The 24,789-nt window shown below is 64.2% G+C and carries 22 protein-coding genes; 14 read left to right on the top strand and 8 right to left on the bottom strand.

The features are described 5' to 3' along the window. On the top strand, positions 1-481 hold a 481-nt coding region (locus FNL14_RS02225), incomplete at its 5' end, for a hypothetical protein (RefSeq protein ID WP_142057439.1). Between the two features lie 176 nt (positions 482-657). Here the strand turns inward: FNL14_RS02225 and FNL14_RS02220 are convergent. The 3 genes from FNL14_RS02220 to FNL14_RS02210 form a co-directional block, all read right to left on the bottom strand. Next, the gene (locus tag FNL14_RS02220; protein WP_255470674.1) at positions 658-2,772 is read right to left on the bottom strand and encodes an Ig-like domain-containing protein; all 2,115 of its coding nucleotides are present in this window, start codon (positions 2,770-2,772) and stop codon (positions 658-660) included. 337 nt (positions 2,773-3,109) lie between these two features. Beyond that, entirely contained in the window at positions 3,110-3,736 is a 627-nt protein-coding gene (locus tag FNL14_RS02215; protein ID WP_142057307.1) for an FMN reductase, read from the bottom strand. 90 nt (positions 3,737-3,826) lie between these two features. Continuing rightward, a complete protein-coding gene (locus FNL14_RS02210) occupies positions 3,827-4,663 on the bottom strand; it encodes a PhzF family phenazine biosynthesis protein (RefSeq protein ID WP_142057436.1) in 837 nt (278 codons plus the stop codon). Positions 4,664-4,751: 88 nt separating this feature from the next. Between FNL14_RS02210 and FNL14_RS02205 the strand changes: the two genes are divergently transcribed. Beyond that, positions 4,752-5,174, top strand: coding sequence for a DUF1801 domain-containing protein (locus FNL14_RS02205; protein WP_142057305.1), 423 nt, complete (start codon positions 4,752-4,754; stop codon positions 5,172-5,174). A 70-nt stretch (positions 5,175-5,244) separates the two neighbouring features. On the opposite strand, the gene rplI is transcribed toward FNL14_RS02205, so the two are convergent. The 5 genes from rplI to FNL14_RS02180 form a co-directional block, all read right to left on the bottom strand. Further along, positions 5,245-5,697 (bottom strand): 50S ribosomal protein L9, encoded by a 453-nt coding sequence (gene rplI / locus FNL14_RS02200; RefSeq protein ID WP_091419442.1) that lies wholly within the window; start codon positions 5,695-5,697, stop codon positions 5,245-5,247. A 17-nt stretch (positions 5,698-5,714) separates the two neighbouring features. Continuing rightward, positions 5,715-5,954, bottom strand: a complete 240-nt coding sequence (rpsR, locus tag FNL14_RS02195; protein ID WP_003800144.1) for a 30S ribosomal protein S18 — start codon at positions 5,952-5,954, stop codon at positions 5,715-5,717. A 127-nt stretch (positions 5,955-6,081) separates the two neighbouring features. Beyond that, entirely contained in the window at positions 6,082-6,660 is a 579-nt protein-coding gene (locus tag FNL14_RS02190) for a single-stranded DNA-binding protein (RefSeq protein WP_142057303.1), read from the bottom strand. A 74-nt stretch (positions 6,661-6,734) separates the two neighbouring features. Then, a complete protein-coding gene (gene rpsF / locus FNL14_RS02185; RefSeq protein WP_015939036.1) occupies positions 6,735-7,040 on the bottom strand; it encodes a 30S ribosomal protein S6 in 306 nt (101 codons plus the stop codon). A 239-nt stretch (positions 7,041-7,279) separates the two neighbouring features. After that, the gene (locus FNL14_RS02180; RefSeq protein WP_142057301.1) at positions 7,280-8,692 is read right to left on the bottom strand and encodes an amino acid permease; all 1,413 of its coding nucleotides are present in this window, start codon (positions 8,690-8,692) and stop codon (positions 7,280-7,282) included. Between the two features lie 439 nt (positions 8,693-9,131). Between FNL14_RS02180 and FNL14_RS02175 the strand changes: the two genes are divergently transcribed. The 12 genes from FNL14_RS02175 (at position 9,132) to FNL14_RS02120 (ending at position 24,665) form a co-directional block, all read left to right on the top strand. Beyond that, complete coding sequence (locus FNL14_RS02175; protein ID WP_142057299.1) at positions 9,132-11,825, top strand: LuxR family transcriptional regulator; 2,694 nt, start codon at positions 9,132-9,134, stop codon at positions 11,823-11,825. 154 nt (positions 11,826-11,979) lie between these two features. Beyond that, positions 11,980-13,614: a sugar transferase gene (locus FNL14_RS02170; RefSeq protein ID WP_255470673.1), complete on the top strand. Its 1,635-nt coding sequence runs from the start codon at positions 11,980-11,982 to the stop codon at positions 13,612-13,614. Between the two features lie 25 nt (positions 13,615-13,639). After that, entirely contained in the window at positions 13,640-14,770 is a 1,131-nt protein-coding gene (locus FNL14_RS02165; protein ID WP_142057297.1) for a Gfo/Idh/MocA family protein, read from the top strand. Beyond that, entirely contained in the window at positions 14,767-15,762 is a 996-nt protein-coding gene (locus tag FNL14_RS02160) for an NAD-dependent epimerase/dehydratase family protein (protein WP_142057295.1), read from the top strand. Before FNL14_RS02165 ends, FNL14_RS02160 begins: the two co-directional genes overlap by 4 nt. Then, positions 15,759-16,925, top strand: coding sequence for a DegT/DnrJ/EryC1/StrS aminotransferase family protein (locus FNL14_RS02155; protein WP_142057293.1), 1,167 nt, complete (start codon positions 15,759-15,761; stop codon positions 16,923-16,925). Before FNL14_RS02160 ends, FNL14_RS02155 begins: the two co-directional genes overlap by 4 nt. Further along, positions 16,922-17,581 (top strand): acetyltransferase, encoded by a 660-nt coding sequence (locus FNL14_RS02150; RefSeq protein WP_142057291.1) that lies wholly within the window; start codon positions 16,922-16,924, stop codon positions 17,579-17,581. The genes FNL14_RS02155 and FNL14_RS02150 overlap by 4 nt, the downstream gene beginning before the upstream one ends. Beyond that, positions 17,578-18,720 (top strand): DegT/DnrJ/EryC1/StrS aminotransferase family protein, encoded by a 1,143-nt coding sequence (locus FNL14_RS02145; RefSeq protein ID WP_142057289.1) that lies wholly within the window; start codon positions 17,578-17,580, stop codon positions 18,718-18,720. The genes FNL14_RS02150 and FNL14_RS02145 overlap by 4 nt, the downstream gene beginning before the upstream one ends. Next, complete coding sequence (locus tag FNL14_RS02140; protein ID WP_142057287.1) at positions 18,720-20,276, top strand: oligosaccharide flippase family protein; 1,557 nt, start codon at positions 18,720-18,722, stop codon at positions 20,274-20,276. The genes FNL14_RS02145 and FNL14_RS02140 overlap by 1 nt, the downstream gene beginning before the upstream one ends. Then, a complete protein-coding gene (locus tag FNL14_RS02135; protein ID WP_142057285.1) occupies positions 20,273-21,436 on the top strand; it encodes a glycosyltransferase family 4 protein in 1,164 nt (387 codons plus the stop codon). The genes FNL14_RS02140 and FNL14_RS02135 overlap by 4 nt, the downstream gene beginning before the upstream one ends. Then, on the top strand, positions 21,429-22,502 hold the full coding sequence (locus FNL14_RS02130) for a glycosyltransferase family A protein (protein WP_142057283.1): 1,074 nt from the start codon (positions 21,429-21,431) through the stop codon (positions 22,500-22,502). The genes FNL14_RS02135 and FNL14_RS02130 overlap by 8 nt, the downstream gene beginning before the upstream one ends. Then, complete coding sequence (locus FNL14_RS02125) at positions 22,492-23,397, top strand: DUF6492 family protein (RefSeq protein ID WP_142057281.1); 906 nt, start codon at positions 22,492-22,494, stop codon at positions 23,395-23,397. Before FNL14_RS02130 ends, FNL14_RS02125 begins: the two co-directional genes overlap by 11 nt. Then, positions 23,394-24,665: a glycosyltransferase family 1 protein gene (locus tag FNL14_RS02120; RefSeq protein ID WP_255470672.1), complete on the top strand. Its 1,272-nt coding sequence runs from the start codon at positions 23,394-23,396 to the stop codon at positions 24,663-24,665. Before FNL14_RS02125 ends, FNL14_RS02120 begins: the two co-directional genes overlap by 4 nt. The last annotated feature ends 124 nt before the right edge of the window (positions 24,666-24,789 follow it).

Here is a 24,789-nt window from a genome sequence, read left to right as displayed (position 1 = left end):
CCGCAGCGCGGAGCCCACCGGGCCGGCCCCCACCCCCGCCGAACTGGCGCGCACCGCCGCCGCCAAGCTTTCGGAAGAGGAACACCGCAGGCTTTATGCCCTGATTGCCCAGGGGCAGGCGATGGCTGCGATCAAGCTGTACTACGAGGCCACGGGAGAGGGCCTGCGGGCGTCCCGCGACGCGGTGGGTGCGCTGGCTGCCCACCCGCAGCCCTACCGGAGCACTGAGGCGGCCCCGGCGGCCGCGGAAGATGACGACGACGACGAGCCCGAGCGCTTCCCCTACCGCTACCGGGCCATCGCCAGTAAAGGCGACGTGACCCGGGAAGTCAGCAGCAACATGCTCAACGACGAAATCTACGGCCGGATCCGCACGCTGGCCCGCAGCGGGGACACCGAAGCCGCCGCCACGGCCCTCACCCGGCATTCAGACATTTCCATGAAGCAAGCCCGGGAGTTCATCGAGCTGCTGGAAGACTGAGCCGGGAAGAACCCGACCTGGCCGAGACGCGTAGCGGCGGAGCATCTGTCTTGCGGACCGGGCCGTTGGCTTAGTGAGCCCCTCGGCCTCTGGCCACGACGGTAAACACGGAAGTGGCCGGGACTGCATCCTTGCGGATGCCAGCCCGGCCACTTTAGTTTCGCTTCCCGCCTGATCTACTGGAAGGTGAGCACCAGCTTGGGTGCGCTGGCATCGCCGGACTCCCTGGAGTTGAGGTCCAGGCCGTCGCTGCTTGCGGAATCCAGGCCAATTGATAGCGGTTGGCCGAGCTCCCCGCGGACGGCTGCGGCGTCCAGCACCACGTTGTAGTCGGTGTTGACTGAGGTCGGGCCCAGCGTGCCGAGGCTGGCACCCAGCGTCGGGCGGCTGTTGGAAGTGATCCCGGTTTCCGTCCAGGTATCATCGGCGACCAGCTTGACGTTCTGCTTACCCGTTGACCCGCTCCCGGCGCTCTTCAACTGCAAAGTCGCGCTCTGCAGCGTCTTGCCGGAAGGAGCAGCAGGCAGGCTGAACTTCAAGTAGCCGACCTCTACCGGGCTGTTGTCCACTCCCAACATAGTACTCGTGCCAAAGTTCGTCGCGGGCGACGCGCTCGATGCATAGGTGTCAGCGCTTGCCGGGACTGTCACGGTCTCCAGAGTGCCGGCTGGCGGCGTAGTCGCTACAGCAGCGGTTCTGAAGGTCCATGACTTGGCCGCCGCCATGACGTTTCCGGTTGCATCCTTCACGCCACTGATCGTCGCGGTGTACAACGTATCCGCCGCCAAATTTGTATTGGGATTCAAGGTCGCAGCTTTGTTCGTAGCGTCCGGCGTTACGGTGGCCGATACCGTCGTAGTCCCCGCCTTCAGTGTGAAGTTAGTCGACGTGATCGTCGATGGGTCCACGGTCTCGTTGAACGATGCCGTTACATTCGATGCCACGTCCACCCCAGTCGCCGTATCAGCCGGAGTCGTAGCAGTTACTGTCGGAGCCGACGTATCAGGTGTGCCAACAGTGCCGCCAGCACCACCTGTGCCGTCGTAGTAGTGCCAGTACCTGTTGGTGGCATTCACATCGGCCAGCACCAGCAGGCCGCTGTTGGCCGTTCGCGACGTATTACTGTTGAGGTTCTGCTTGGTCGACGTTACGTTGTGGACATACTGGTCGGCATCCACAATGCGGGCGGTCTTCGCCGTGGTGAAGTTGATGTTGCTCAACGACGTGGACTTCTCGTAGATCGCACCTCCCGAGCTTGTGCAGACACCTGCGTTGGTGGTGCCGCTTGGTTTTGGATAAGTAGCGAAGGTCCGGATCTTTTGTGCGGCTTCGTCGATCATGACGATCACCCGGTTCGGGCATTCGGCCACAGTGGCGATGGTGTGCGCCGTCCAGGCCGTGCCATTAAATGCCAACAGTTGGATCAGCGGCTGGGATGACGACGTAAACGACGTCTTAATCGCGGCGAAAACCTTTCCCCCCGCCGACGCGTCCAGCCACTTCAGGTTCATGTGGTCGTCACCGCTGCGCAGCCCCTTCACCGCTGCCACAGGATCGGTCCAAGCGTTGCTTGCCGCTCCATCCGTATGGACGCTCCAGTACATGCCGTCGGTGGCATCGCCGACCTGCCGACTCCACATCACACCCATCTTTCCGTCGAAGGCGATGACAGATGACGTGTCGTCCACTGACACATTGCTCAACGAGGCGGGGTGCGCAAAAGGCGTTCCCCACGTCTTGCCATCCGTGGCGGTGACGTTCATGTAGATACGGTTCTTCTCCTGCCACGATGCCCAAACGCGGCCAGTCGAGTCCTTGTCGATGGTGAGAACTTCAACTTTAGAGTTGTTGATTTGTGAAGAACCGAGCAGCGTGTACTTGTCTGTATTCGCATCGTAGCTGTAACGCCGCATCGTCGTGGGGAAGTTCGGCTCAGCAGGCAAGCCGTCGTTCACGAACCGGTAGCTCGCCACATACAGCGTGTTCCCGGTCCCGTCCCACAGCACGTCGTGATGTGTGCTTGCCCGGGTTTCCGTCGCCACCCCCGTATTGACCCAAGAGTTCGTGGAGGAGTTGAACCGGAAGATGTGGAAATCCTGGCTGACAGTGTCCCAGAGGTTCCCCCACCAGAACCCGTCGTTGAACCACAGTGCATTCGTGGCACGTTTGGTACCCGTCGGCGTTCCCGTCCCCGAATGCGAGGGACCTTCAATCCCGACATCGCCAGCAGCAGCCGAAGCCACCCCCGGCACCACCAGGGCGGCCAGCGCAACCAGCAGCGCAGTCAGCATTGCATGGAGGCGTAGATTCCGCGACCTGCGCGGACGGCGATCAGCAGAGCGATAAACTCCCCGCTTTGGGAAAAGCCAGGAACTCCTGGGACCACGCTCGCCGGTTTGAAAAAAAGGATAGTCCATTAACTTTGCTCCCCGGAGTTGAATCCAACAGTCAATCCCCAGTTCGTTCAGTCTCAGTTGTGGGGGCCGTCAAAAACAACCCCCGGGCTCCCCCCATTGTGGGGCCTGTGGAATCCCCTATTGCACTGCCGTTGACCGCGCGCCTGCGGCGTGCCCCGCCCTCCTCTGAGTGCTGTCGTGCCCTGATGGGGCCGCTACCGGGCTGCGGAGCTCAGTTGTTTCCGGAGATTCCGGCCAGGAGTTGCTCGAAAGGAAGGGACTCCATCGGTGCGGGCTTCCGGCCGGGCTGGGGTCCTTCCAGCAGTCGGGTGAACTCCCCGGCGGCACGGTCGATCCGATCGGCAAGGCTGGAACCGCCGTCGTCGGACGTACCCCAGTCCTGTGGGCCGGCGAAGACACCGGTAGCGGCGATCCTCGTGCGGAGGTAACTGAACAGGGGCCGCAGGGCATAGTCGAGCACCATCTGGTGGCGGTCCGTGCCGCCGGTGGCGCCCAGCAGGACTCCCTTGCCGTCCAGCGATTTCGGGTCGAGGACATCGATGAAGGACTTGAACAGGCCGCTGTAGGAAGCACTGAAGACCGGCGTCACGGCGATGATGCCGTCCGAGGCCTCGACTCCCGCAATGACCTCTGCCAGGCGGGGTGCCGCGTAGCCGGTCACAAAGTTGTTGGCGATGTCCACTGCGAGGTCGCGGAGTTCAACGATGTCCACGGCCACGTCGTAGCCGGCCGCGCGGAGTTGCCCCTCCACGGAGGCTGCCAGCTGGTCAGCGAGCAGGCGGCTCGACGACGGTACGCCAAGCCCGGCGGATAGGACTGTGATGCGGCGGGATTCCATGGCATTTTCTCCTGTTGCTCGTTCGTTCATCATACATGCATTTGCATCTACCTTCAGAACAGGGCAGGGTGCCGGAGTATTCCCGGCGCCTTAGAGCTGCACCGTGCCGCGGATGCAGGTGGTGGAATACCCGCCCACCCAGATGTCCTCGCCTTCGGCCGCGACGTGGATCCGCCCCGCGCGGCCCAGGACCGTACCTTGCGCCGCCACGTACTCGGCAGGGGCCCGGTTGCTGCCGATCAGCCATTGTGCCGCTCCGGCATTGAAACTTCCGGTCACCGGGTCCTCGGTCATGGCGTCACCGGGGATAAAAGTGCGGACCTCGAAGTCAGCGCCTGCGCCTGGGGCATGGGGACCGATCACGCCCACCTTCAGCCCGCCCATCGCAGCGAGGTCGGGCTCGATGGCCAGTACCTGCTCCGCGGATTCCAGCAGGACACCGATCCACTCAGGCCCGTTGACCAGCCATGAAGCGTCAACGATGCGGGATTCCGGCAGCCGGAGGCCGTCCGCCAACTGGTGGCGGACAGAAGCACTCACCGGCCCGAAGCGTGTCAGGGGCGGTGCCGCGAAAGCCAGCCGCCCGGCGTCGTGCTTTACCCTGATCAGTCCAGCGGCGCACTCCTGCACCACGAACCCGTCAGACTTCGGCACTCCCCCGGATTCCAGCCATGTGTGTGCCGAGCCGAGTGTGGGGTGCCCGGCAAACGGGAACTCCTCACTGCCCGTGAAGATCCGGACCCGGTAATCGGCGCGCGGGTCGGTCGGGGGCAGCAGGAATGTTGTCTCCGACAGGTTGGTCCAATTGGCAAACTGCTGCATCTGCTCCGCCGCCATGCCTTCGGCGTCGAGGACGACAGCCAGCGGGTTGCCCCTGTACGGCTCGCGGGAGAAGACGTCGACCTGATGGAAGGGACGGCTGAGCAGGGATCGCGAATGCGGGGATGGTGAAGTCACCGCTGCAGGCTATCACCGGTGATGGCGGCCACCAGGCGGGTCTGCGACACTACGTTCCATGGCAGAGAACAAAACCCAGCCCACCGCAGTGCCTGTTGCGGAGTTCCTGGCATCGGTGGAGCATCCAGGGCGGCGCGCAGACGGCTTCGAACTGCTCGAGCTCATGCGTGGCGGCACAGGGGAAGAGGCGGTGATGTGGGGACCCACCATTGTGGGCTTTGGCAGCTACCACTACCGCTACGGCAGCGGGCGGGAAGGGGACTCGGCCGCCGTCGGATTCTCACCGCGGAAGGCAAACCTGGCCCTGTATGGCCTCACCTACGGAGCGGACGCGGACAGGTTGCTGGCTGCTCTGGGCAAGCACAGGACGGGGGCCGCCTGCCTCTACATCAACAGGCTCCAGGACGTGGACCGCGAGGTACTCACTGAGATGATCCGCACCGGATACCGGCACGTCATGGCGGAACTGCACAGCCCCTGACCTTCCCGCACGAGCAAGAGACCCCCGCCGCCGGAATCCGGCAACGGGGGTCTCTTGGTGCAGTAAGAAACTACTTACCAGCCACTACGTCGAGTTCGATCACAGCAGCAACGTCGTCGTGAAGACGGACGTTGGCCTGGTAGGAACCAACAGACTTGATGTGTGCCGGCAGTTCAACCTTGCGCTTGTCGATGCGGCCAAGGCCTGCGGCCTCAACAGCGTCAGCAACGTCGCCCTGCTTGACGGTGCCGAACAGGCGTCCGGTCTCGCCAGCCTTGACAACGAGCTTGACCGGCTTGGCGGAGAGTGCAGCAGCCTGCTTCTGAGCGTCTTCCAGGGAAGCGTGCTCGCGGGCGGCGCGGGCAGCCTTGATGGACTCAACCTGCTTCTCGCCACCCTTCGACCAGGTCAGGGCGAAGTTGCGGGGGAGCAGGAAGTTACGTGCGTAACCGTCCTTAACCTCTACAACATCGCCAGCAGCACCGAGACCGGTTACTTCGTGGGTCAGAATGAGCTTTGCCATGTTAGTTAATCCCTTCCTTAGCCGCGGCCAGCGCCGGAGTAAGGCAGCAGGGCAACTTCGCGGGCGTTCTTGATTGCCTGTGCGATCTTGCGCTGTTCCTGCACCGTGACGCCAGTGACGCGACGGGCGCGGATCTTTCCGCGGTCGGAGATGAACTTGCGCAGCAATGCTACGTCCTTGTAGTCGATGACAGTGATGTCAGCGGCCTTCAAGGGGTTGGACTTTGGTTTGGGCTTACGGAGTTCAGCCTTAGCCATCGTGGAGCTCCTATTCTAGGGAGCCCGTGGATATTGATCCACGGGATGGTGGTGGTCCGACGGCGGCAGTCACCTTAGGTGCTGTATGGCACTTCCGGCAGTCCCGGCGTCGGGCTTTAATTGGTTATTAGAAGGGTGGTTCGGAATCGGGGCCGTTGCCCCAGCCGCCTGCGTTGGAGACACCGGGCGTAGCCCAGGGATCGTCCTGTGCAGCCTGCTGGTTGCCGCCGCCCCAGCCTCCGCCGGAGTTGCCGCCCTGGTTTCCACCAGAGTTGCCTCCACCGAAGCCGCCGCCGCTGTTGCCGCCGCCGCCGAAGCCACCCTGCCCGCCGGCGCCGGAGCGCTGGGTGCGGTTGACCTTGGCATTGGCGTAGCGCAGGCTCGGGCCGATTTCATCGACCTCAAGCTCGATAACGGTGCGCTTTTCGCCTTCTTTGGTTTCGTAGGAACGGCTCTTCAGGCGGCCGGTAACAATCACGCGCATGCCCTTGGTGAGGGACTCGGCGACGTTCTCGGCTGCTTCACGCCACACAGCGGCGCGGAGGAACAGGGTTTCCCCGTCCTTCCACTCGTTGGACTGGCGATCAAAGGTGCGGGGGGTGGAAGCGATGGTGAAGTTCGCTACTGCCGAACCGGACGGTGTGAACCGCAATTCCGGGTCATTGGTGAGGTTACCGATGACCGTAATGGTGGTCTCGCCTGCCATCTACTGCCTCCTTGTTCGATCCTGGGTGAAGAGTGCGTTTCCTGCGGGGTAAAGAATGAAAACCGGTGCTGAGATTACTCAGCAACAACCTTCTGCTCTTCGGGGCGGGTGATCTTGGTGCGCATGATGGTCTCGTTAAGAGACAGCTGGCGGTCAAGTTCCTTGGCGGTTTCCGGCTTGGCGGTGAAGTTCACCACGGCGTAGATACCTTCGGACTTCTTCTTGATGTCGTAAGCCAGCCGGCGACGGCCCCAGATGTCAACCTTTTCGATGGTTCCACCATCGTTGGTGATGACGTTCAGGAACTTCTGAAGCGACGGCTCAACGGTACGCTCTTCGACCTCGGGGTCGATGATTACCATCAATTCGTAAGGACGCATATGTGAACCCACCTCCTTTGGGCTAAGCGGTTACGGCATTTCCGTAACAGGAGGTTCATTTGCGATGCTGTGCGGTGCCCCGCCGCCAGGAACGGAAGCAGGACGCAGCACAGACTTCAATATCTTAGTGCATTTGGAACGGATAGGCGATTCGCGCTTGACTCCAAGGCTATGCCCGTGGTTGGCCGGGCGGGAGCATGAAGCCCGCTATGTGGAAAACCGCCGTCCGGGGGTGCCGCTTAAACCGTTGGTTCGGCCCCCACGGGAATGTCGCGGCTGTCGGCGTCGCCTGCTTCCGCCCCGGTGCCGCGCCCACGGTACCGCCACACTCCAATGCCCACCACCACGCCGGCCAGGGCCAGCGACAGGAACAGGGACTCGCGGGTGGACTCCAGGATGACCATCCCGATCAGCAGGGCCACGATGCTGACAATCGCCACCCAGGTCAGGTACGGGAACAGCCACATCTTCAGCGCCAGGTCCTTGGCGGAAGCTCCCATCCGCTTGCGCAGGACCAGCTGGGAGGACGCGATGACCAGCCACACAAACAAGGCTATGGCCCCGGAGGTGTTGACCAGGAACAGGAACACGGTGTCCGGAGCAATGTAATTAAGGCCAACGGTGATGAAGCCCACCACCGTGGATGCGAGCACCGCCGCTGCTGGCACCCCGCGCCGGGAAATTTTTGTCCATGCTGCGGGGGCGTCGCCGCGCCGCGAGAGGGAGAAGAGCATGCGGCTGGCGGTGTAGAGGCCGGAGTTGAGGCAGGACAGCACGGAAGTAAGGACCACAACGTCCATGATGGTTCCGGCCCCCGGGATTCCGAAGAGCTCGATCACGGCCACGTAGGGGCTCTTGGCAACGCTGGCATCATTCCACGGCAGCAGGGTGACAACGATGGCGATGGACCCGATGTAGAAAACAAGAATGCGCCAGACGGTTGACTTCACGGCCTTCTTGACCGCGTCAACGGGGTTTTCGGATTCGCCGGCCGCGATGGTGGCGATTTCGGCGCCGAAGAAGGAGAAGACCACCACCAGGATGCCAGCCAGCACCGCTCCCGGGCCATTAGGCAGGAACCCGCCGTTGTCCATGAGGTTGCTCAATCCGGGGGCCGGGACGCCGGGCACAAGCCCCAGGATGGCGGCCACGCCGAACAGCAGGAACAACACGATGGCCGCGACCTTGATGGAAGCGAACCAGAACTCGAATTCGCCATATGACTTCACGGAACCCAAGTTGGTCAGGGTCAGCAGGACCATCAGGACCAAGGCCCAGACCCATTGGTCGATGCCGGGAACCCATCGGTGCATGATCGCGGCGCCGGCAGTGGCCTCGATGCCGAGCACGATGATCCAGAACCACGCATAAAGCCAGCCGATGCTGAAGCCGGCCCACCGGCCCAGTGCCTTGTCCGCATAGGTGGAGAACGAGCCCGTCTCGGGGTTCGCTGCGGCCATTTCGCCGAGCATGCGCATCACGAGGATGACCACCACGCCTGCCGCCATGTAGGCCAACAGGATTCCGGGGCCGGCCTGCTGAATGGCGGCACCGGAGCCGACGAACAGACCGGCGCCAATCACGCCGGCTATTGCGATCATCGACAGGTGCCGCGGCTTGAGCGACTTGGCTAATTGCTGGTCAGCGGGCATGGTGCGCCGTCCTTTGGTTCTCTGGGTAATGGATGGATCAAGGCCGGCAGCGGGCTGTGCCCCGCGCGCCGGGTGGTAACCATCGGGTGCGTTTGATCACACGTTTCTCCCACCCTAGACGCCCGGCAAAGCGCCAAAGCCTGTGCATCAGCACAAATCGCCGGCCTCCAGACCGGGCGTGTCTCTACATGCAGCGCCTGCTGTGCACCAGCTGATTTCTGTGGGGCACCTCAGAAATCTTGATGAAATCCAGCGCCTAATTGGTAGTGCCCCTTTTTGAGGTGAGGCTATATTGACTCCACGGCTGGGTACCGGGCTGGACGTTTTCGAGCGGACAGTCTGCTGCATCGCCGGTCACCGTGACCGGATGGTGCAGTGCATCAAATGCTGGAACCGATTAGGCAAGAAAGTGGTCTCCTTCTTCTATGGATGGGGTCCCATGTCGTTATTAGGCAGAAGCAAGGAACTTGGCCGGATCCTTTCGGTGATCAGGGGTCCCAAGGAAGGCGCCCTGGCCGTTGTGGGTTCACACGGCATGGGCAAGTCAGCGCTGCTGGGCGAGATCCCCCGGCTTTCGGACTACCGTACGGTGTTCCTGCGGGCCAGCGTCTCTGAATCGGACTGGCCGCTGTCCGGTATTACGGCCCTCCTGAACGGCATGGATGATCCGGTCCTGAACAGGATCGCCGATGAACTTCTCCGCGATACTTCCGGGGCCCTGGACGTGGCAGCCGTTTCCACCATGCTGCTCAACGGGCTGCACCAGCGTTCCTCGTCCCGCACCATAGTTGTGATTGACGACGCCGACCAGCTGGATCCGAGCAGCCAGGCCATCATCGGCTACCTCGCCCGGCGCCTGGCCGGAACCGACCTTGCAGTTTTCGCCAGCCTTCGTGAAGACACAGCGGACAGCCCTTTCTCCAGCCTGCCCGTCCTGCCACTGCGGGCACTGGGCTACAACGACACCGTCCGTATGCTGGAGGCCATTCCCGCCCGGCAAACCGCGACGGCGGCAGTACACGCAGTTGCCGCAGCGTCACAGGGGAACCCGCTGGCCGCCGTCGAACTTTACTCCGCCCTGCTGGAACGCCAGGCGGAGGGAAAGTACGCCCTCCCGGTTCCGCTGCCGTCCAGGGGCAGCTTCGAAGCCGAATTTGCCGCCATCCTGGGCGGACTATCGCCGGCGGCGCGGCAGGCCCTTGATCTTTTGTCGCTGTCCTTCCGGAGCGGGATCACCACCTTGGAGAAAGTCCACAGTGACGTCTGGGCGGGCGTGGATGAGCTCCTGGCCGCCGGCATGATCAGCCGGTCAGGCCCCTACCTGGGGATCAGGGACCAGTTGCTCCGCGGCTACGTCTTCTCGGCAATGACCCCTGCCCTGCGGACGGCCAGCCACCGGGCGCTGGCCGAAGCGGCCAGCGACTCGGACCTGTACGCCCGCAGATGGCACTTGAGCTTTACTGCACTGGAGCGGCAAACGCCCTTTGGCCTCCTCCGCTATGCGGTGGAGCTCATCAGGACGGGGGAAGTGGCCTTCGCCGTCGAATACATCGAGCGGGCCCTGACCATTAATCCATGGGAGGCGGAAACGGCCGCACGGCTGACCACAGTTGCCGAACTGCTGTTCAACCGCGGCGAATTCGTGTACGCCAGGCGTTACCTGGACTGGGCCCGGCGGGTGACCCGGAACCCTGCACTGATCCTTCGGCTGACCGGGCTTTCCTTCGAGATCGAGTTCATTCAAGGTTCCTCAGTGCGGGCAAATATGGTGCTGCGCCTGGTCAAGGAGTTCGGACAGCATGACCCGGCGTACTCGGCCAAACTGCTGGCCGCCGGTGCGCTGTACTTCGCCGAACGCTGGGAACTGAAGGATGCCGCCGCGCTGCTCCGCTACGCCGAAGAGTTCCAGGGCGCAGCCTCTGCGGAGTGCCTTGCGGTGGCCGAGAAGGCCAAACTGCTGGCGGAAGCGATCGGCGGGAATTCGGAAAACCTCAAGCGCAAAAACGATCAGGCGGGGAATGCCTGGGTGGCCGGCCTCCTGGTGCACGGCCGCGCCCTGAGCTATGCAGAGCATCACAGCCTTGCCCAGGAAGCTTTCGCGATGGTGCGGAATTCCGCCGAACCCCGCCACATCAACTGGCGTGAGACCGCAGCCTTCCTTGCGGTGGACAACGAGATCCGCGCCGGCAACGTCAGGACTGCCGTGAAACTCATTGAAGACCTGGAACTCGACGAACCGGAGATGAAATACCACCGGGGGATGCGGTCCGTATTCCGGGTGTGGCGGGCGCACGCCCTCGGGGATGAGGCGCTGGCGCGGGTGTATGCAGCGGACGCCCAGCACTTCTCCGGAGCGGAAAGCCACCCGTCCATCACCGCGCAGCTTGCCGCCATCCAGGGCCACTTCGCCCTGATGCGCGGCAACCTCGCGGAGTCACTGGCCCAACTCTCGCGTGCGGCCGAGCTGGGCCTGGAATTCGGCAACCCCACGCTGCTCCGGTGCGAGGCGGACCTGGTGGAGGTCCTGGTACGGCTGGGCCGGCACCGTGAGGCCAGCCAGGCGCTCTACCGGCTCGAAAGCCGGTCGGTGGGACTGCGGTCGCCGTGGCTCATGATGGTGGTGGCGCGGAGCCGGGCCATGCTCGCCGACGGGGATCAGTCACTTCAGCTTTTCTGCCAGGCACTCGAGAGCCGGAACGGCCACGACTCGCTGCAGGAACGGGCCCGGACCCTGCTCTGCTACGCGGAGCGGCTGGGCGCCTTTGGACGGCTGCGGGAGGCCCGCGATGCGATGCTCCGCGCGAAGGTCATGTTCGATGAGGCCGGAGCCGACGCCTGGGCACAGCACGTTGACTCGCTGCTGCTGGATGAGCGGGTGGAACCGTCCAGGCCCAAGGGCAATCCGGCCATGCTGATGCTTGCCGACCATGAACGGTCACTGGCGCAGATGGTGGCCCGCGGCATGCGCAACAAGGAAATCGCGGCCACACTCTACGTATCCGTCCGGACCGTTGAAGTACGCCTCACAGCGATCTACCGCAAGCTCGGAGTGGAGTCGCGCGCGCAGCTCACGGCCCTTGCCGCCGGCAAGGACAGTGCGGCCCGCGAGCCGTACGTATTGCCCGTACTTTAGGGCCCATTCCGGCTTCTGCAGGTACCCGCATTTTCCACACTGTGCGTCCGCTGCATCCACAACAGCCCTTCCAATCCCCGCCACGGCAGCTGTTCTGACCCTAGTTTTGCTTCACGGCCAGAACACAAGGCGGATACGCCGGGAAGGGGACATCATGGCAGAGATACCAGTGGCCAAGACCCGGGGCACTGCCTTCAACTGGCCTGTCGCACCCGCTGCTGCACAGCGGATGTCGACAGCGCCGTTGGCGGCGGCGGAAACCGCAGGAACCCGGTTCCTGCTGCCGCCAACGGGCGCTCCAGCACCTACACGCTTATCCCCGGCAGCATCAGTGAGCACAGCATCGGCACCCCTCGTTCCTGCTCGCAAGGCCACCGCCTCGTGGCTCGCCCGGCACATCAACTTCCTCCGCACCACCGACTCTCTCCTGGTCCTGGGCGCCGTATTCGCCGGCTACCAGCTCTCCAGTGTCGGGCTTGGTTCCGGAGAACCCGGCGACGGCGGCACCCTGGTCACCGCTGCCGCCGTCGCCCTTTTGTGGCCCTCGGCTTTGGAGATCTACCGCACCCGCGACGCGAAGGTGCTGGGAGTGGGGGCCGATGAATACAAGCGCGTCGCATCGGCAAGCCTGCGCATTTTCGGGCTGCTCGCCATCGCCGCAGTGGTTTTCTCCGTCCACGGCGCCGCGGCCTTCGTCACCGCGTCCCTCCCGCTGGGCCTGGTGTCCCTGACCGCCAACCGCTGGCTCTTCCGACGGCGGCTCTCGGCTGAGAAGGCGAAGGGACGCCACCTCTCGCGGGCAGTCGTTGTGGGCGATCCGGAAGACGTCAGGTACGTTGTCCGGCAGGTCGCGCGGAAGTCCGGACCTGTCTACCACATCCTTGGCGTCTGCCTCCCGGGTGCCCGCCGCGGCACCAGCCTCAGCGTGGACGCCGCCCAGGTGCCGGTCCTGTCCTCCACGGACGACATCGCCCGCACTGTCCGCCTGGTGGAAGCCGATTCGGTGATCGTGGCGGGACCGCTTCCCGGCGGCAACCAGTTCATCCGTGAACTCGGCTGGAAGCTTGAAGAATGCTCCGCGGAGATGGTCCTGGCGGCCACCCTGACCAACGTTGCGGGGCCCCGGATCCACTGGCGGCCGGTAGAAGGCCTGCCTTTGATGCATGTGGATATTCCGCAGTACAGCGGTGCCAAGCATGTACTGAAGCGGGTCATGGATGTGGCCATGGCCCTCGCCGCTGCCCTGGTGTTGTCGCCGCTGCTGCTGGTCCTTGCCCTGATCGTGCGCCTGGACAGCCCCGGCCCGGTGTTCTTCCGCCAAGACCGGATCGGCAAGAACGGCGGTGTCTTTGGAATGGTGAAGTTCCGGTCCATGGTGGTGGACGCCGAAGCACGCCTGGCGGAGCTGAACGCACAGAACCAGGGCGCAGGTGTCCTCTTCAAGATGAAGAATGACCCGCGGGTGACGCGGTGCGGGCGCTGGATGCGCAAGTACTCGCTCGACGAGCTCCCGCAACTCTGGAACGTGGTGGCGGGCCATATGAGCATGGTGGGTCCGCGGCCGCCGCTGGACCGCGAAGTGAGTGCCTACGAGCGCCACACCCGCCGCCGGCTGCTGATCAAACCCGGAATCACGGGGCTGTGGCAGATCAACGGCCGCTCCGACCTCTCCTGGGATGAAGCCGTCCGGCTGGATCTCTACTACGTCGAAAACTGGTCCATCGCCGGCGACCTGCTGATCCTGTGGCGGACCTTCCGCGCAGTCATCCAGCCGTCCGGCGCCTACTAACAACCCCTGCCCGAAAGAAAGTGACATGAGGACATTCCCCAATCCGTTCCACACCCTCACCCACCGCCAGCCTGCCCGAAAACTCAGGATCGCCGTCGTCGGAGCCGGATACTGGGGCCCGAACCTGGCCCGCAACCTGCAGGCAAGCCCCGACTGGGACCTGGCAGCCATCTGCGACCTGGATATCGAACGGGCCCGCAAGCTGGCCGCCACGCTGGGGGAAATCCCGGTGGTCGAGTCCCTTGATGAGCTGCTGGACACCTTTGATGTGGACGCCGTGGCCATTGCCACGCCGGCGCGCACCCACCACGGCACCGTGATGACAGCACTGCGTGCCGGGAAGCACGTCCTGGTGGAAAAACCGCTGGCGGACAGCCGGGCGCATGGGTTGGAAATGGTGTCCGAAGCCAAGGCACGGGGTCTGGTGCTGATGGCGGACCACACCTACTGCTACACGCCGGCCGTGTTGAAGATGCAGGAGCTGGTGCAGGCCGGGTCCTTGGGCGAAATCCTGTTCGTGGATTCCACCCGGATCAACCTGGGGCTGGTGCAGCCCGACGTGAACGTGTTCTGGGACCTGGCGCCGCACGACCTGTCCATCCTGGATTTTGTCCTCCCCGGCGGGCTGAACCCGGCGGAAGTCTCGGCCTTCGGCGCCGACCCGCTGGGAACCGGGCGGGACTGCGTGGGGCACCTGAACTTCAGGCTCCCCAACGATGCCACGGCCCACGTCCACGTGAACTGGCTCAGTCCCACCAAGATCCGACAGATGGTGATCGGAGGATCCCTCAGGACCCTCGTGTGGGATGACCTGAATCCGCAGCAGCGGCTCAGCGTGTACGACCGGGGCGTCAGCCTGGACCGGCAGCCGAAGTCGGCCGGCGAGAAGGCGTCCGACGCCGTGTCCTACCGGCTCGGGGACACCTGGTCCCCTGCACTGCCTGAGCGTGAGGCGCTGGGGCAGGTGGTGGCCGAACTGGCCTTCTGCATCCGCAACGGCCAGGAGGCTCGGACCGGCGGGGCGTCGGGCCTGCGGGTCCTTTCCGTCCTCGAAGCGGTGACCCGCAGCCTGAGCCTGGACGGCCAGGCCTCCCCGGTGGAAGGTACCGGCGCCACAGAAGCAGCCTCCGGCGTCGAACTGGAGCGTGCACGGTGAGCCGGCTGGAAGGGGCCACCGTCCTGGTGACCGGCGGAGCGGGAACCATCGGTTCCACGCTCGTGGATGCGCTGCTAGAAGCGGGTGTAAGCCGTGTGGAGGTCCTGGACAACCTGGTCCGCGGGCGCCTCGACAACCTGGCCGGAGCCCTGGCCAGCGGGCAGGTGGAGCTGGTGCACGGGGACATCGGGGACCGCGACCTGGTCCATGACCTGACCAGGGGCAAGGACCTGGTGTTCCACCAGGCGGCCATCCGGATCACGCAGTGCGCGGAGGAACCGCGGCTGGCGCTGGAGGTCATGGTGGACGGGACCTTCAACATCCTTGAGGCCGCGGCCGAGCACAAGGTGGACAAGCTCGTGGCTGCGTCGAGTGCCTCGGTGTATGGGATGGCGGAGGAATTCCCCACCCGTGAAAGCCACCACCACGCCAATAACGACACGTTCTATGGGGCCGCCAAATCCTTCAACGAGGGGATGGCCCGCAGTTTCCACGCGATGACCGGGCTGGATTTTGTGATGCTCCGCTACTTCAACGTCTATGGCCCGCGGATGGATGTCCACGGGCTCTACACCGAAGTCCTGGTGCGCTGGATGGAGCGGATCATGGACGGCCGGCCGCCGCTGGTCTTTGGGGACGGGCAGCAGACGATGGACTTCGTGTATACAGCCGATGTGGCGCGGGCGAATGTCCTTGCGGCCGCCAGCGGTGTCCGGGAGGGAATCTACAACATCGCCAGCGGAACCGAGACGAGCCTGCTGGAGATGGCGGAGGCGCTGCTGCGCGTCATGGGCTCGGAGCTGGCGGTGGAACACGGGCAGGCGCGGCAGGTCAATGGGGTGGTCCGGCGCCTGGCGGATACCTCGGCGGCTGCCCGCGACCTGGGGTTCAAGGCCGAAGTGGACCTCGACGAAGGACTGCGGGAGCTCGTCACCTGGTGGAAGCCGCTCCGGGACGAGATCGCGGCGACACGGAAAGTCGGTGCCAAATGAGCACGGAAGCGGTCCTTGCCCGGATCAACGTCATGAAGCCCTGGCTTGGGGAAGAAGAAGCCCAGGCGCTGGCGGAAGTGGTTGCGTCGGGCTGGGTGGCCCAGGGGCCGAAGGTTAGGGAGTTCGAAACAGCGTTCGCCGCCGCGCAGGTGGTGCGACACGCCGTCGCCACCTCCAACTGCACTACGGCACTGCACCTGGCGCTGGTGGTGGCGGGCATCGGCCCGGGCGACGACGTGGTGGTACCGTCGCTGTCCTTTATCGCGACGGCGAACGCGGTCACCTATGTGGGGGCCCGCCCCGTGTTCTGCGACGTGGATCCTGCCACCGGGAACGTGACTGCGGAGACCATCCACGCGGCCCTGACCCTTGATACCCGGGCGGTGATCGTGGTGGACCAGGGTGGTGTGCCGCTGGACATGGATCCGATCCGCAAACTGTGTGACCGGCATGAAATCACCGTTATCGAAGACGCTGCCTGCGCCGTTGGATCCACCTACAAGGGCCGGCCGGTAGGCGCCAGGGCGGACGTGGCGGTGTGGTCCTTCCATCCGCGCAAGATCCTCACCACCGGTGAAGGCGGAATGCTGACCACCAACCGCGCCGACTGGGCCGCGCGGGCGCGCGCGCTCCGCGAGCACTCGATGAGTGTGTCCGCCGCGGACCGGCATGGATCGGTGCTCGCCCCGCCGGAGGTCTACCTGGAGGTGGGGTTCAACTACCGGATGACGGACCTGCAGGCCGCCGTCGGCATTGTGCAGTTGGGGCGGCTGCCTGAGGTGGTGCAGCGCCGCCGTGATATCGCGGCGCGGTACGTTGCCGGACTCGCCGGGTTGCGTGGGCTACGGCTGGTGTCCGACCCGCCGTATGGGACCAGCAACTTCCAGTCCCTGTGGGTGGAGGTTTTGCCCGGCTTCGGCACTACCCGCGAGGGCCTGCTGGCCCGTCTGGCGGAGGCCGGCATCTCTGCCCGGAGGGGCATCATGGCGGCGCACCGGCAACCGGCGTACCGCTGGCGGGATACCGGCAATTCCCTGCTGGAGCACACGGAACGGCTCAACGACAGGACCCTGATCCTGCCGGTCTTCCACGAACTCGACGACGAAAGCCTCAGCAGGATCATCAGCACCATCCGCGGCGCCGCCACAGGCGTGGCCACATGAGCGAGCTGATCCTGATTGCCGCCAGCGGACTGGCCCGTGAAGTCCTGGCGATGGTGCGGGCCAGCGGGCAGTACGACGTGGTGGGCCTGCTGGATGACGACAAGGAAATGGCTGGCGTAACAGTGGACGGCGCCCCCGTGCTGGGGACGATTGACGACGCCGGAAGGTACACCCACGCGTTGATCCTGGTGTGCATTGGCTCGGGGAAGTCACGGGAGGCTGTGGTGGAGCGGCTCACGGCGATGGGGCTGAACGAGGCCCGGTATGCCACCGCAGTGGACCCAACAGTGCAGTACCCCGAGGGGTGCCGGATCGGACGGGGGAGCATCCTGCTGCGCAACGTGACAATGACCGCGGCGGTCACCTTGGGGGCCCACGTGGTGGCCATGCCGTCCGTGACCTTCACGCACGACGACGACGTGGCTGACTTTGCCACGTTTGCTGCCGGAGTGTCGTTGGGCGGCGGAGTCCGGATCGGCCGGGCAGCGTACCTCGGCATGAATGCGAGCGTCCGCGAGCGGACCTCGGTGGGTGCTTACGCCACGGTGGGCATGGGTGCTGCGGTGCTCAGCAACGTGCCCGACGGCGAGACCTGGGTGGGTGTGCCGGCCCACGAGATTGATCGGGAAAGTTTTAGTTTTGGGGGTGTCCGGTGAGTGCCGAAGTTGATGTCCGGTTCGCTGTTGGGCCTGTGCCGCTGGTGGATCTTGCCGCGCAGCAGGCGGAAGTCCATGAAGAGGTCATGGCGGAACTGGCAGACGTATTAAAGGGGGCGTCCTTCATAGGGGGTCCCGCCGTCGGGCAGTTCGAGGAGGCGTATGCGTCCTTTCTTGGGGCGCGGCACTGCGTTGGCGTTGCCAACGGGACCGATGCTTTGGAGTTGGCCCTGCGGGCTGGAGGCGTAACCCCTGGCGGGGAGGTCATTCTTCCGGCCAATACCTTTATCGCTACCGGGGAGGCCGTCAGCAGGATCGGGGCGGTGCCCGTTCCTGTGGATGTGGACCCGGAGTATTTGCTGATTTCTCCGTCTGCTGTCGCGGCTGCCGTCACCTCCCGGACGCAGGCCATTGTTCCAGTCCACCTCTTTGGGCAGACGGCATTTGTTGAGCAGTTGGTTCCGATCGCCGAGGCTTGCGGGGCAGTGATTGTTGAAGACGCCGCCCAGTCCCAGGGAGCGACGCGGTATGGAAAGGCTGCCGGGACATTTGGGCTTGCTGCGGGCACGAGTTTCTACCCCGGGAAGAACCTTGGGGCGGCCGGTGACGCCGGTGCGGTCCTGACAGACGATTCTTCCGTTGCCGCCCGGGTTCGGATGCTGGGCGCCCACGGCAGTTCGGAAAAGTACCGTCATGATGCTGTTGGCATGAACTCGCGGCTCGACACCGTCCAGGCGGTGGTGCTTAAAGCGAAGCTGGCCCGCCTGGAGTCCTGGAATCTCCTGCGGCGGGCGGCAGCTGAACGATACACGGAACTGCTTGCCGATGCTCCCGGTGTTGTTGTCCCCCGTGAGGCACCCGGGAATGTGGATGTGTGGCACCTGTATGTGGTGCGGGTTCCTGACCGTGACGCAGTCCTGGCAGCCCTTCACGCCGCGGGGATCCAGGCTGGAGTCCATTATCCGGTGCCGGTGCACCTCAGCGGAGCCTACGGCTCCGATGGTTGTGGCTTTGGTTCGATCCCCGTGGCCGAGGCGGCTGCGGGACAGATTCTGTCGCTGCCGCTCTACCCGCATATCACCGTAGAGCAGCAGGAGCGGGTTGTGGAGTCCTTGGCCCTGGCTATGGGCGGCGGCTAATGGCCCCGGCTCAAAAGGCAACGGCGCGGGATGTGCTCCCCCGCGAACGGATCGCACCGGAAACTGCAGCGGCAGCCTTGGGTTCAGACATAAAGCGTGGGGCATTATGGGCCGCAGGCAGTACCGTGCTGCTCCGTCTGAGCAACATCGCACTCATGGCTGTCGTGGCGAGGATCGTCTCACCTGACGAGCTGGGCATCTTCACTCTGGCCGTGACCATACATACAGTGGTTGTCAGCGTCGCTGAACTCGGCACAGCATCTGCAATTGCCCGCTCAGACCTCGATGTTGGTCGGATCGCGCCCACGGTGGCCATGGTCTCAATCATTACCAGCCTGTCGATGGCCGTTCCGATGTTCGTTTTCGCAGACGATATCGCTAGCCTGCTCGGCAGTTCAGAAGCTGGCCCGTCGATGAAGATTCTTGCGTTGGGTATCGCGCTGATCGGCCCATTTGCGGTCCCAGGCGCCCTGCTGCAGCGAAGCTTCCGGCAGAATGTGATCTTTTGGGCGTCCGCCATCTCCTTCGTTCCAGGCAGTGCCACACTGGTTCTCCTGGCCTTGCAAGGCAGCGGTCCCGAGGCGTTCGCCTGGTCCCGGGTGGTCGGCCAGGTGATCATGGGCGCCATCATGGTCGGGGCAACGGGCCGGCCAGTGATTCCCAGACTGGACCCGGCTGTGGTCAAACCACTGCTCCGCTTTGGACTGCCGCTTGCGGGCGCCAACCTCCTCAGCCAGGTGCTGCTCAATGCCGACTACATCTTCATCGGCCGGATGTTGACCGCCACGGAACTGGGCATCTACTTCCTCGCCTTCAGCGTGGCCATGTGGCCCACTGCTGTGATCGGTTCAATGCTGAATGGCCTGGTCCTTCCCGCCATTTCCACGGTCCTCCGGGACGGCGGTGATGTAGCGCAGGCAGTTAAACTGGGGCTTCGGACCGTTGCGCTCGTCGCGTTCCCGCTCGCCGCGTTCCTATGCGTGTTCTCCAATGCACTGGTGGAAACCATTTACGGGCCCGCATGGCTCGGCGCGGCAGCCGTGCTGTCAGTCCTCTCGGTTTACGGTGCTTTGTCGGTCGTCGGACTTTTTCTGGCCAACGTCATTATCGCCACGGGCCGCACGGGTGTGCTCCTCGCAGTCCAGGTCTGCGCCCTCGCTGCACTCCTGCCGGGCCTCGTTGCGGGCATCAACCTCGGCGGCATCGTCGGTGCCGCAACCGCTCACGTCATCGTTGTAGTGGCCGTTACATCTCCGGTATACGTCAATGCCCTGCGGCGCTCCACCGACCTGCGGATTCCTGCCCTCCTCTCGGCGTTGTTCATACCCGCCCTGACGGCTGCGCTGACGGCCCTGACCGCCTGGACGGCCACCCTGGCCTTGATGAACCCGCTGCTCAAGCTCCTCATCGGGGGCCTCATCGGCCTGTGCCTCTACACATTCCTGAACCGGCAGGACATTTCCAGGCTGGTCCCCGCCGCCCTCCTTCCCCGTTTCATCAAAGCCCGAAGCCCCTTTCGGTCCCGTACGCGCGGTCATAAGAGGAGCGCAGAATGAGAATCGGCATCATCTACCCCGTCCCGGAGCCGCTTGCCCCCGAGAACTGGTCCGGCACGCCCCACGGACTCGCATCGGGATTCACGGCCATTGGTGCCGACGTCGTACCGCTGGGCGCCAAAGTACCCCGGGGGCTGCACGAGGCCGTGGCGCTCCTGTCGCGCGCCACCGGCCGGCGCGGCGCCGTTGCCGACCGCATGCAGATCCGGCAGTGGGCCAGGAGCAGCGCCCTGCAAACCAGCCTCGCCGCGGCCGGGTCCCTGGACGCTGTAGTGGCCATGGGGACAGAAATGTACGATCTTGGCAGCGTCCTCCCGGCCGGCCTTCCGGCCGCGACCTACGACGACGGCACCCTCCTCCAGATGTACGGGGACCCCTTCTCCGACATCAGCCAGTCGCGCTTCCCCGCGCGGCACGTTGCCCGGTGGCTTGAGCGGCAGGAACGGTCAAGCCGTGCCGCCCATGTGTGCTGCGTCAGCACCGAATGGGCTGCGAGGTCTTTTGTGGAGGACTACGGCATTGCCTCTCACCGTGTCGCTGTTGTCGGCATGGGGCACAGGCCACGCCGCGCCGGACCCGGCGTGGTGCGGGACTGGTCAGTACCCAGGTTCCTGTTCGTCGGCGTCGATTGGCAGCGCAAAAATGGCGACGCAGTGCTGGCGGCGTTCCGGGAGGTCCGGCGCAGGCACCCGGAAGCAACGCTGGACATCGCCGGCAACCATCCGGTCCTGAATGCCCCCGGGGTCACCGGGCACGGCTTCCTGCGACGCACCGACGCTGCGGCCCAGCAACACCTGGACGACCTCTACGCACGGGCCACCTGCTTTGTACTGCCGAGCCGCTTCGATCCCTCACCGATCGCCTACCTCGAAGCCGCATCATCAGGCCTGCCCGTTATCGCCACCGCACGGGGCGGCGCCGGTAGCCTGTTGAAAGAAGGAGCACTCATCGTAGAGCCCCGTGACCACCAGGCACTGGTGGCGGCCATGCTCACGTATTCCGACCCGGCAACAGCTGCCAAGGGCGGTGCCGCAGCAGCGAACAGCGCGACGGCATCGTCGTGGACCCATGTCGCCAGCCGGATGACTGAGGCACTGGGTCTTGGGCCCGAGCACGCCAATGCCTCACGAAGCGGCGCGGAAGGCATAACCAATGTTTAGGCGCGTGCGGCAGGGCACCGGCGACCGCCAGCCCCAGGTCCTTGTCGTCGTACCCTGCTACAACTATGGCCGGTATCTCGAAGCCTGCGTGGCGAGCGTCCTGTCCCAGCAAGGCGTTTTCGTCCGGGTGCACATTCTCGATGACGCATCAACGGACGGCAGCGGCAAGGTCGCCGCCGCGATCGCAGACCGGGACGGCCGCGTTCAGGCGACTCTTCACGCCGCCAACCGGGGACATATTGCAACCTACAACGAGGGTCTCTCAGCCGCCGATTCCGACTTCGTGGTGCTGTTGTCAGCTGACGACATGCTCGCACCGGGGTCGTTGGCCCGGGCCACCTCCCTGATGAACGCCTTTCCTTCGGTTGGGCTTGTTTACGGACACCCACAAAACTTCGAATCTGCGCCGGCTCGTGAAACGGGACGGCTGAGGAACTGGTCAGTCTGGCAGGGTGAGCGCTGGATCGCCGCCCAATGCAGGCGCGGGCTAAGTATCATCAGCAGCCCGGAAGCCGTGGTGAGGACTTCCGTTCAGCACGAGGTGGGGTACTACCGGCCGGAGCTGCCGCATTCAGGCGATCTCGAAATGTGGCTCCGGATCGCAGATGTGGCAGCAGTCGGGCGGGTGAACGGCGTCGACCAGGCTTACCGCCGGGTGCATCCCGCCAGCATGATGGCCACGGGGTACGGCACGCTGCAGGCGGACCTGGAAGAACGCCGCAAGGCCTACGACTCCTTCTTCTCGGGAAGCGTATTACCCGAGGCCCGGAGGAACCAGCTGGATGAGGCCGTGAAACGTCGGATGGCTGCGGAAGCCCTCGAGTGGTCAGCCGCAGCCTGCGAAGCGGGTGGCGCATCCGCCGTCGACATCAACAAAGCCGTCTCCTTTGCCCTGGAAACTCACCCGCAGGCTGCCTCCTCGGCGGCCTACCAGGACTACTTGCACAGTTCCGGGTCCGTCAAGGGACGGAGCCTGGCCAACGCGGTGGCCGCATGGCGGGGATCCATCCAGCGTGACTTCGGTCCCCGGCTGCGGTGGCAACAGTGGAGGAGATATGGAATCTGAAATGCGTGGCCTCGCCGTGGTAACTCCCAGCTATGCCCCCGACAGTGAACTTTGCCGCGACCTGAACCGCTCCGTTCTTCGGTGGATGCCGCCGGACGTACAACACCACATCGTCGTACCCAGACAGGACCTCCCGGTCTTTCGCATGCTGGCCAACGACCGGACGATCATCCACGACTATAGCGAGTTCCTGCCGGCCACGATCCGCCGGCTTCCGTTGCTCAATATGTGGATCAACAATCGGCGGCCCTGGCCGCCCGTGCGCGGCTGGATTACGCAGCAGCTCATCAAGCTCTCAGTCGCGGCAGCCCTGGAGGCGGAAGCCGTCTTGCTGGTGGATTCGGACATGGTCTTTGTCTCTCCGACCGATCTGAAGTCTTTTCAGCAGGAAGGCAGGTTGGCGCTCTACCGCCAGCCGGGTGCTGTCCATCCGGGGCTGCCCGGGCACCGGCAATGGCTGGAGTCGGCACACGCGCTGCTGGGCCTCGACCGGCCGGGCCCTGAGGACCTTACAGACTACATCTGCTGGCCCTGCGCCTGGAAGCCGGAAACGGTCCGGGCCATGCTGCGGCGCGTCGAGGACGTCACCGGAACACCCTGGCAGTCAGCAATCGCCTCCAGGCTTCAATTCTCGGAAATGATGCTCTACGGCGCCTACGTGGATGGCGTCCTTGGCGGTTCCCCCGCAACGACGTCCTCAATGAACAGTGTCCTCTACTCAGCCGAGACGCCGCTGCGGCCTTCCGAGGTTTCTGCGCTATTAAACAGCACCGCCGGCACAGTGCAGGCGGTGATGATTTCTGCCAAGTCAGGTACCCCGTACGAGGTACGGGCGAAAGCCCTGCAGGAATATACGGAATCGCGAAACCGAAGCATGAGTGGAGGTACTCGATGACTTCGATACTTCATCGCCTGAGCGGTATTCGCCGGCTGATGCGGACGCAGGGGACTAAGGGCGTGACCACGGCCGTGGCATACCGGCTCGTCAACAAGATCAGCGCGTACGTCGATCTCGCCGCTGCCGAACTGCCTGTCCGGAACGAAGACCTCGCCGACTCCGCTTCCCTGCACCCGTCAGTGAGCGGGATGGCACGGAAGTCGAGCTTGCGAATTGGCTGGGTGTGCACTCCACCGGCCGGCGGTTCGGGGGGCCACACCACATTATTCCGCATGGTCGAAATGGCCGAAGAGCGTGGCCATGAATGCACGCTGTTCCTCTACGACAAGAACTCCGACGATGTCGCCCGGCATGAAGAAGTCATCCGGCGGCACTGGAAGAATCTCAAGGCAGAGATCCGCAGCGCCACCATGGGCATGGAGGCCATGGACGCCGTCGTCGCCAGTTCGTGGGGTACGGCGCACGTCGTGGCGACGCGGGCACCGGAGACGGCAAGCAAGTTCTACTTCATCCAGGACTTCGAGCCCTACTTCTACCCGCGGGGAGCTCTGTACGCACTAGCAGAAGACACGTACCGGTTCGGCTTCACCAATATTGCGCTGGGAGAGATGGTTGCATCCAGGCTGCGCATCGAAACCGGTCTTGGGCCCGACGTCGTTGTGCCCTTCGCCCACGACAATGTTGAATACCGCCTGTTGCCTCGGGACGCTGCCACCCCAGCTCGCTCCGGCATTGTGTACTACGCCAAGCGCGCAGTGGACCGGCGGGGCTACTTACTGGCCAAACTGGCCTTGGAGAAGTTCCACGACGACCATCCGGAACAGGAAATCCACGTTTTCGGCGACCGGTTGTCCAGCTGGTCGATTCCGGTCACAAACCATGGGTCCATGAGCCCGCGGGACCTGAACGTCCTCTACAACCGGACCATTGCCAGCCTCACATTTTCCTTCACCAATATCAGCCTCGTTGCCGCGGAGATGATGGCGGCAGGAAATGTTCCCGTCCTCAATGACCACCCGTTCGCCCGTGCGGATCTGTACGCACCGTATGCAATTTGGACTAAACCGAACCCTTCGGCGATAGCAAGGGCTCTTTCCGCTGCCGTCACCAATCCAGACATTGAAGACCGGGCCCGGCTCCTGACCGCGTCCGGGGGCAGCGGTTGGAACGTGACGGCAGAAATGGTCGCCAAAACAATAGAAGATGTCTGCAAAGGTCCGGCCGTACACGAGTTTGACCACAGGATGTTGGAGCCGCACCCATGAGCAGGATGACAGGGGGCGGGGCGGGAAAGCCAGCCGAAGTGGGCCGCGGCGGGGATGTGCCGTGGATCGTGCGGACCATGTCTTTCTGTATCTTCTTCTTCCCGTCGTCGATGGTGTTCAGGCC

The organism is Pseudarthrobacter sp. B4EP4b, assembly GCF_006680095.1.
Classification (GTDB): Bacteria; Actinomycetota; Actinomycetes; order Actinomycetales; family Micrococcaceae; genus Arthrobacter.
The sequence above is the reverse complement of the archived record's forward strand: the minus strand, read 5'-3'. Positions and strand labels throughout refer to the sequence as shown.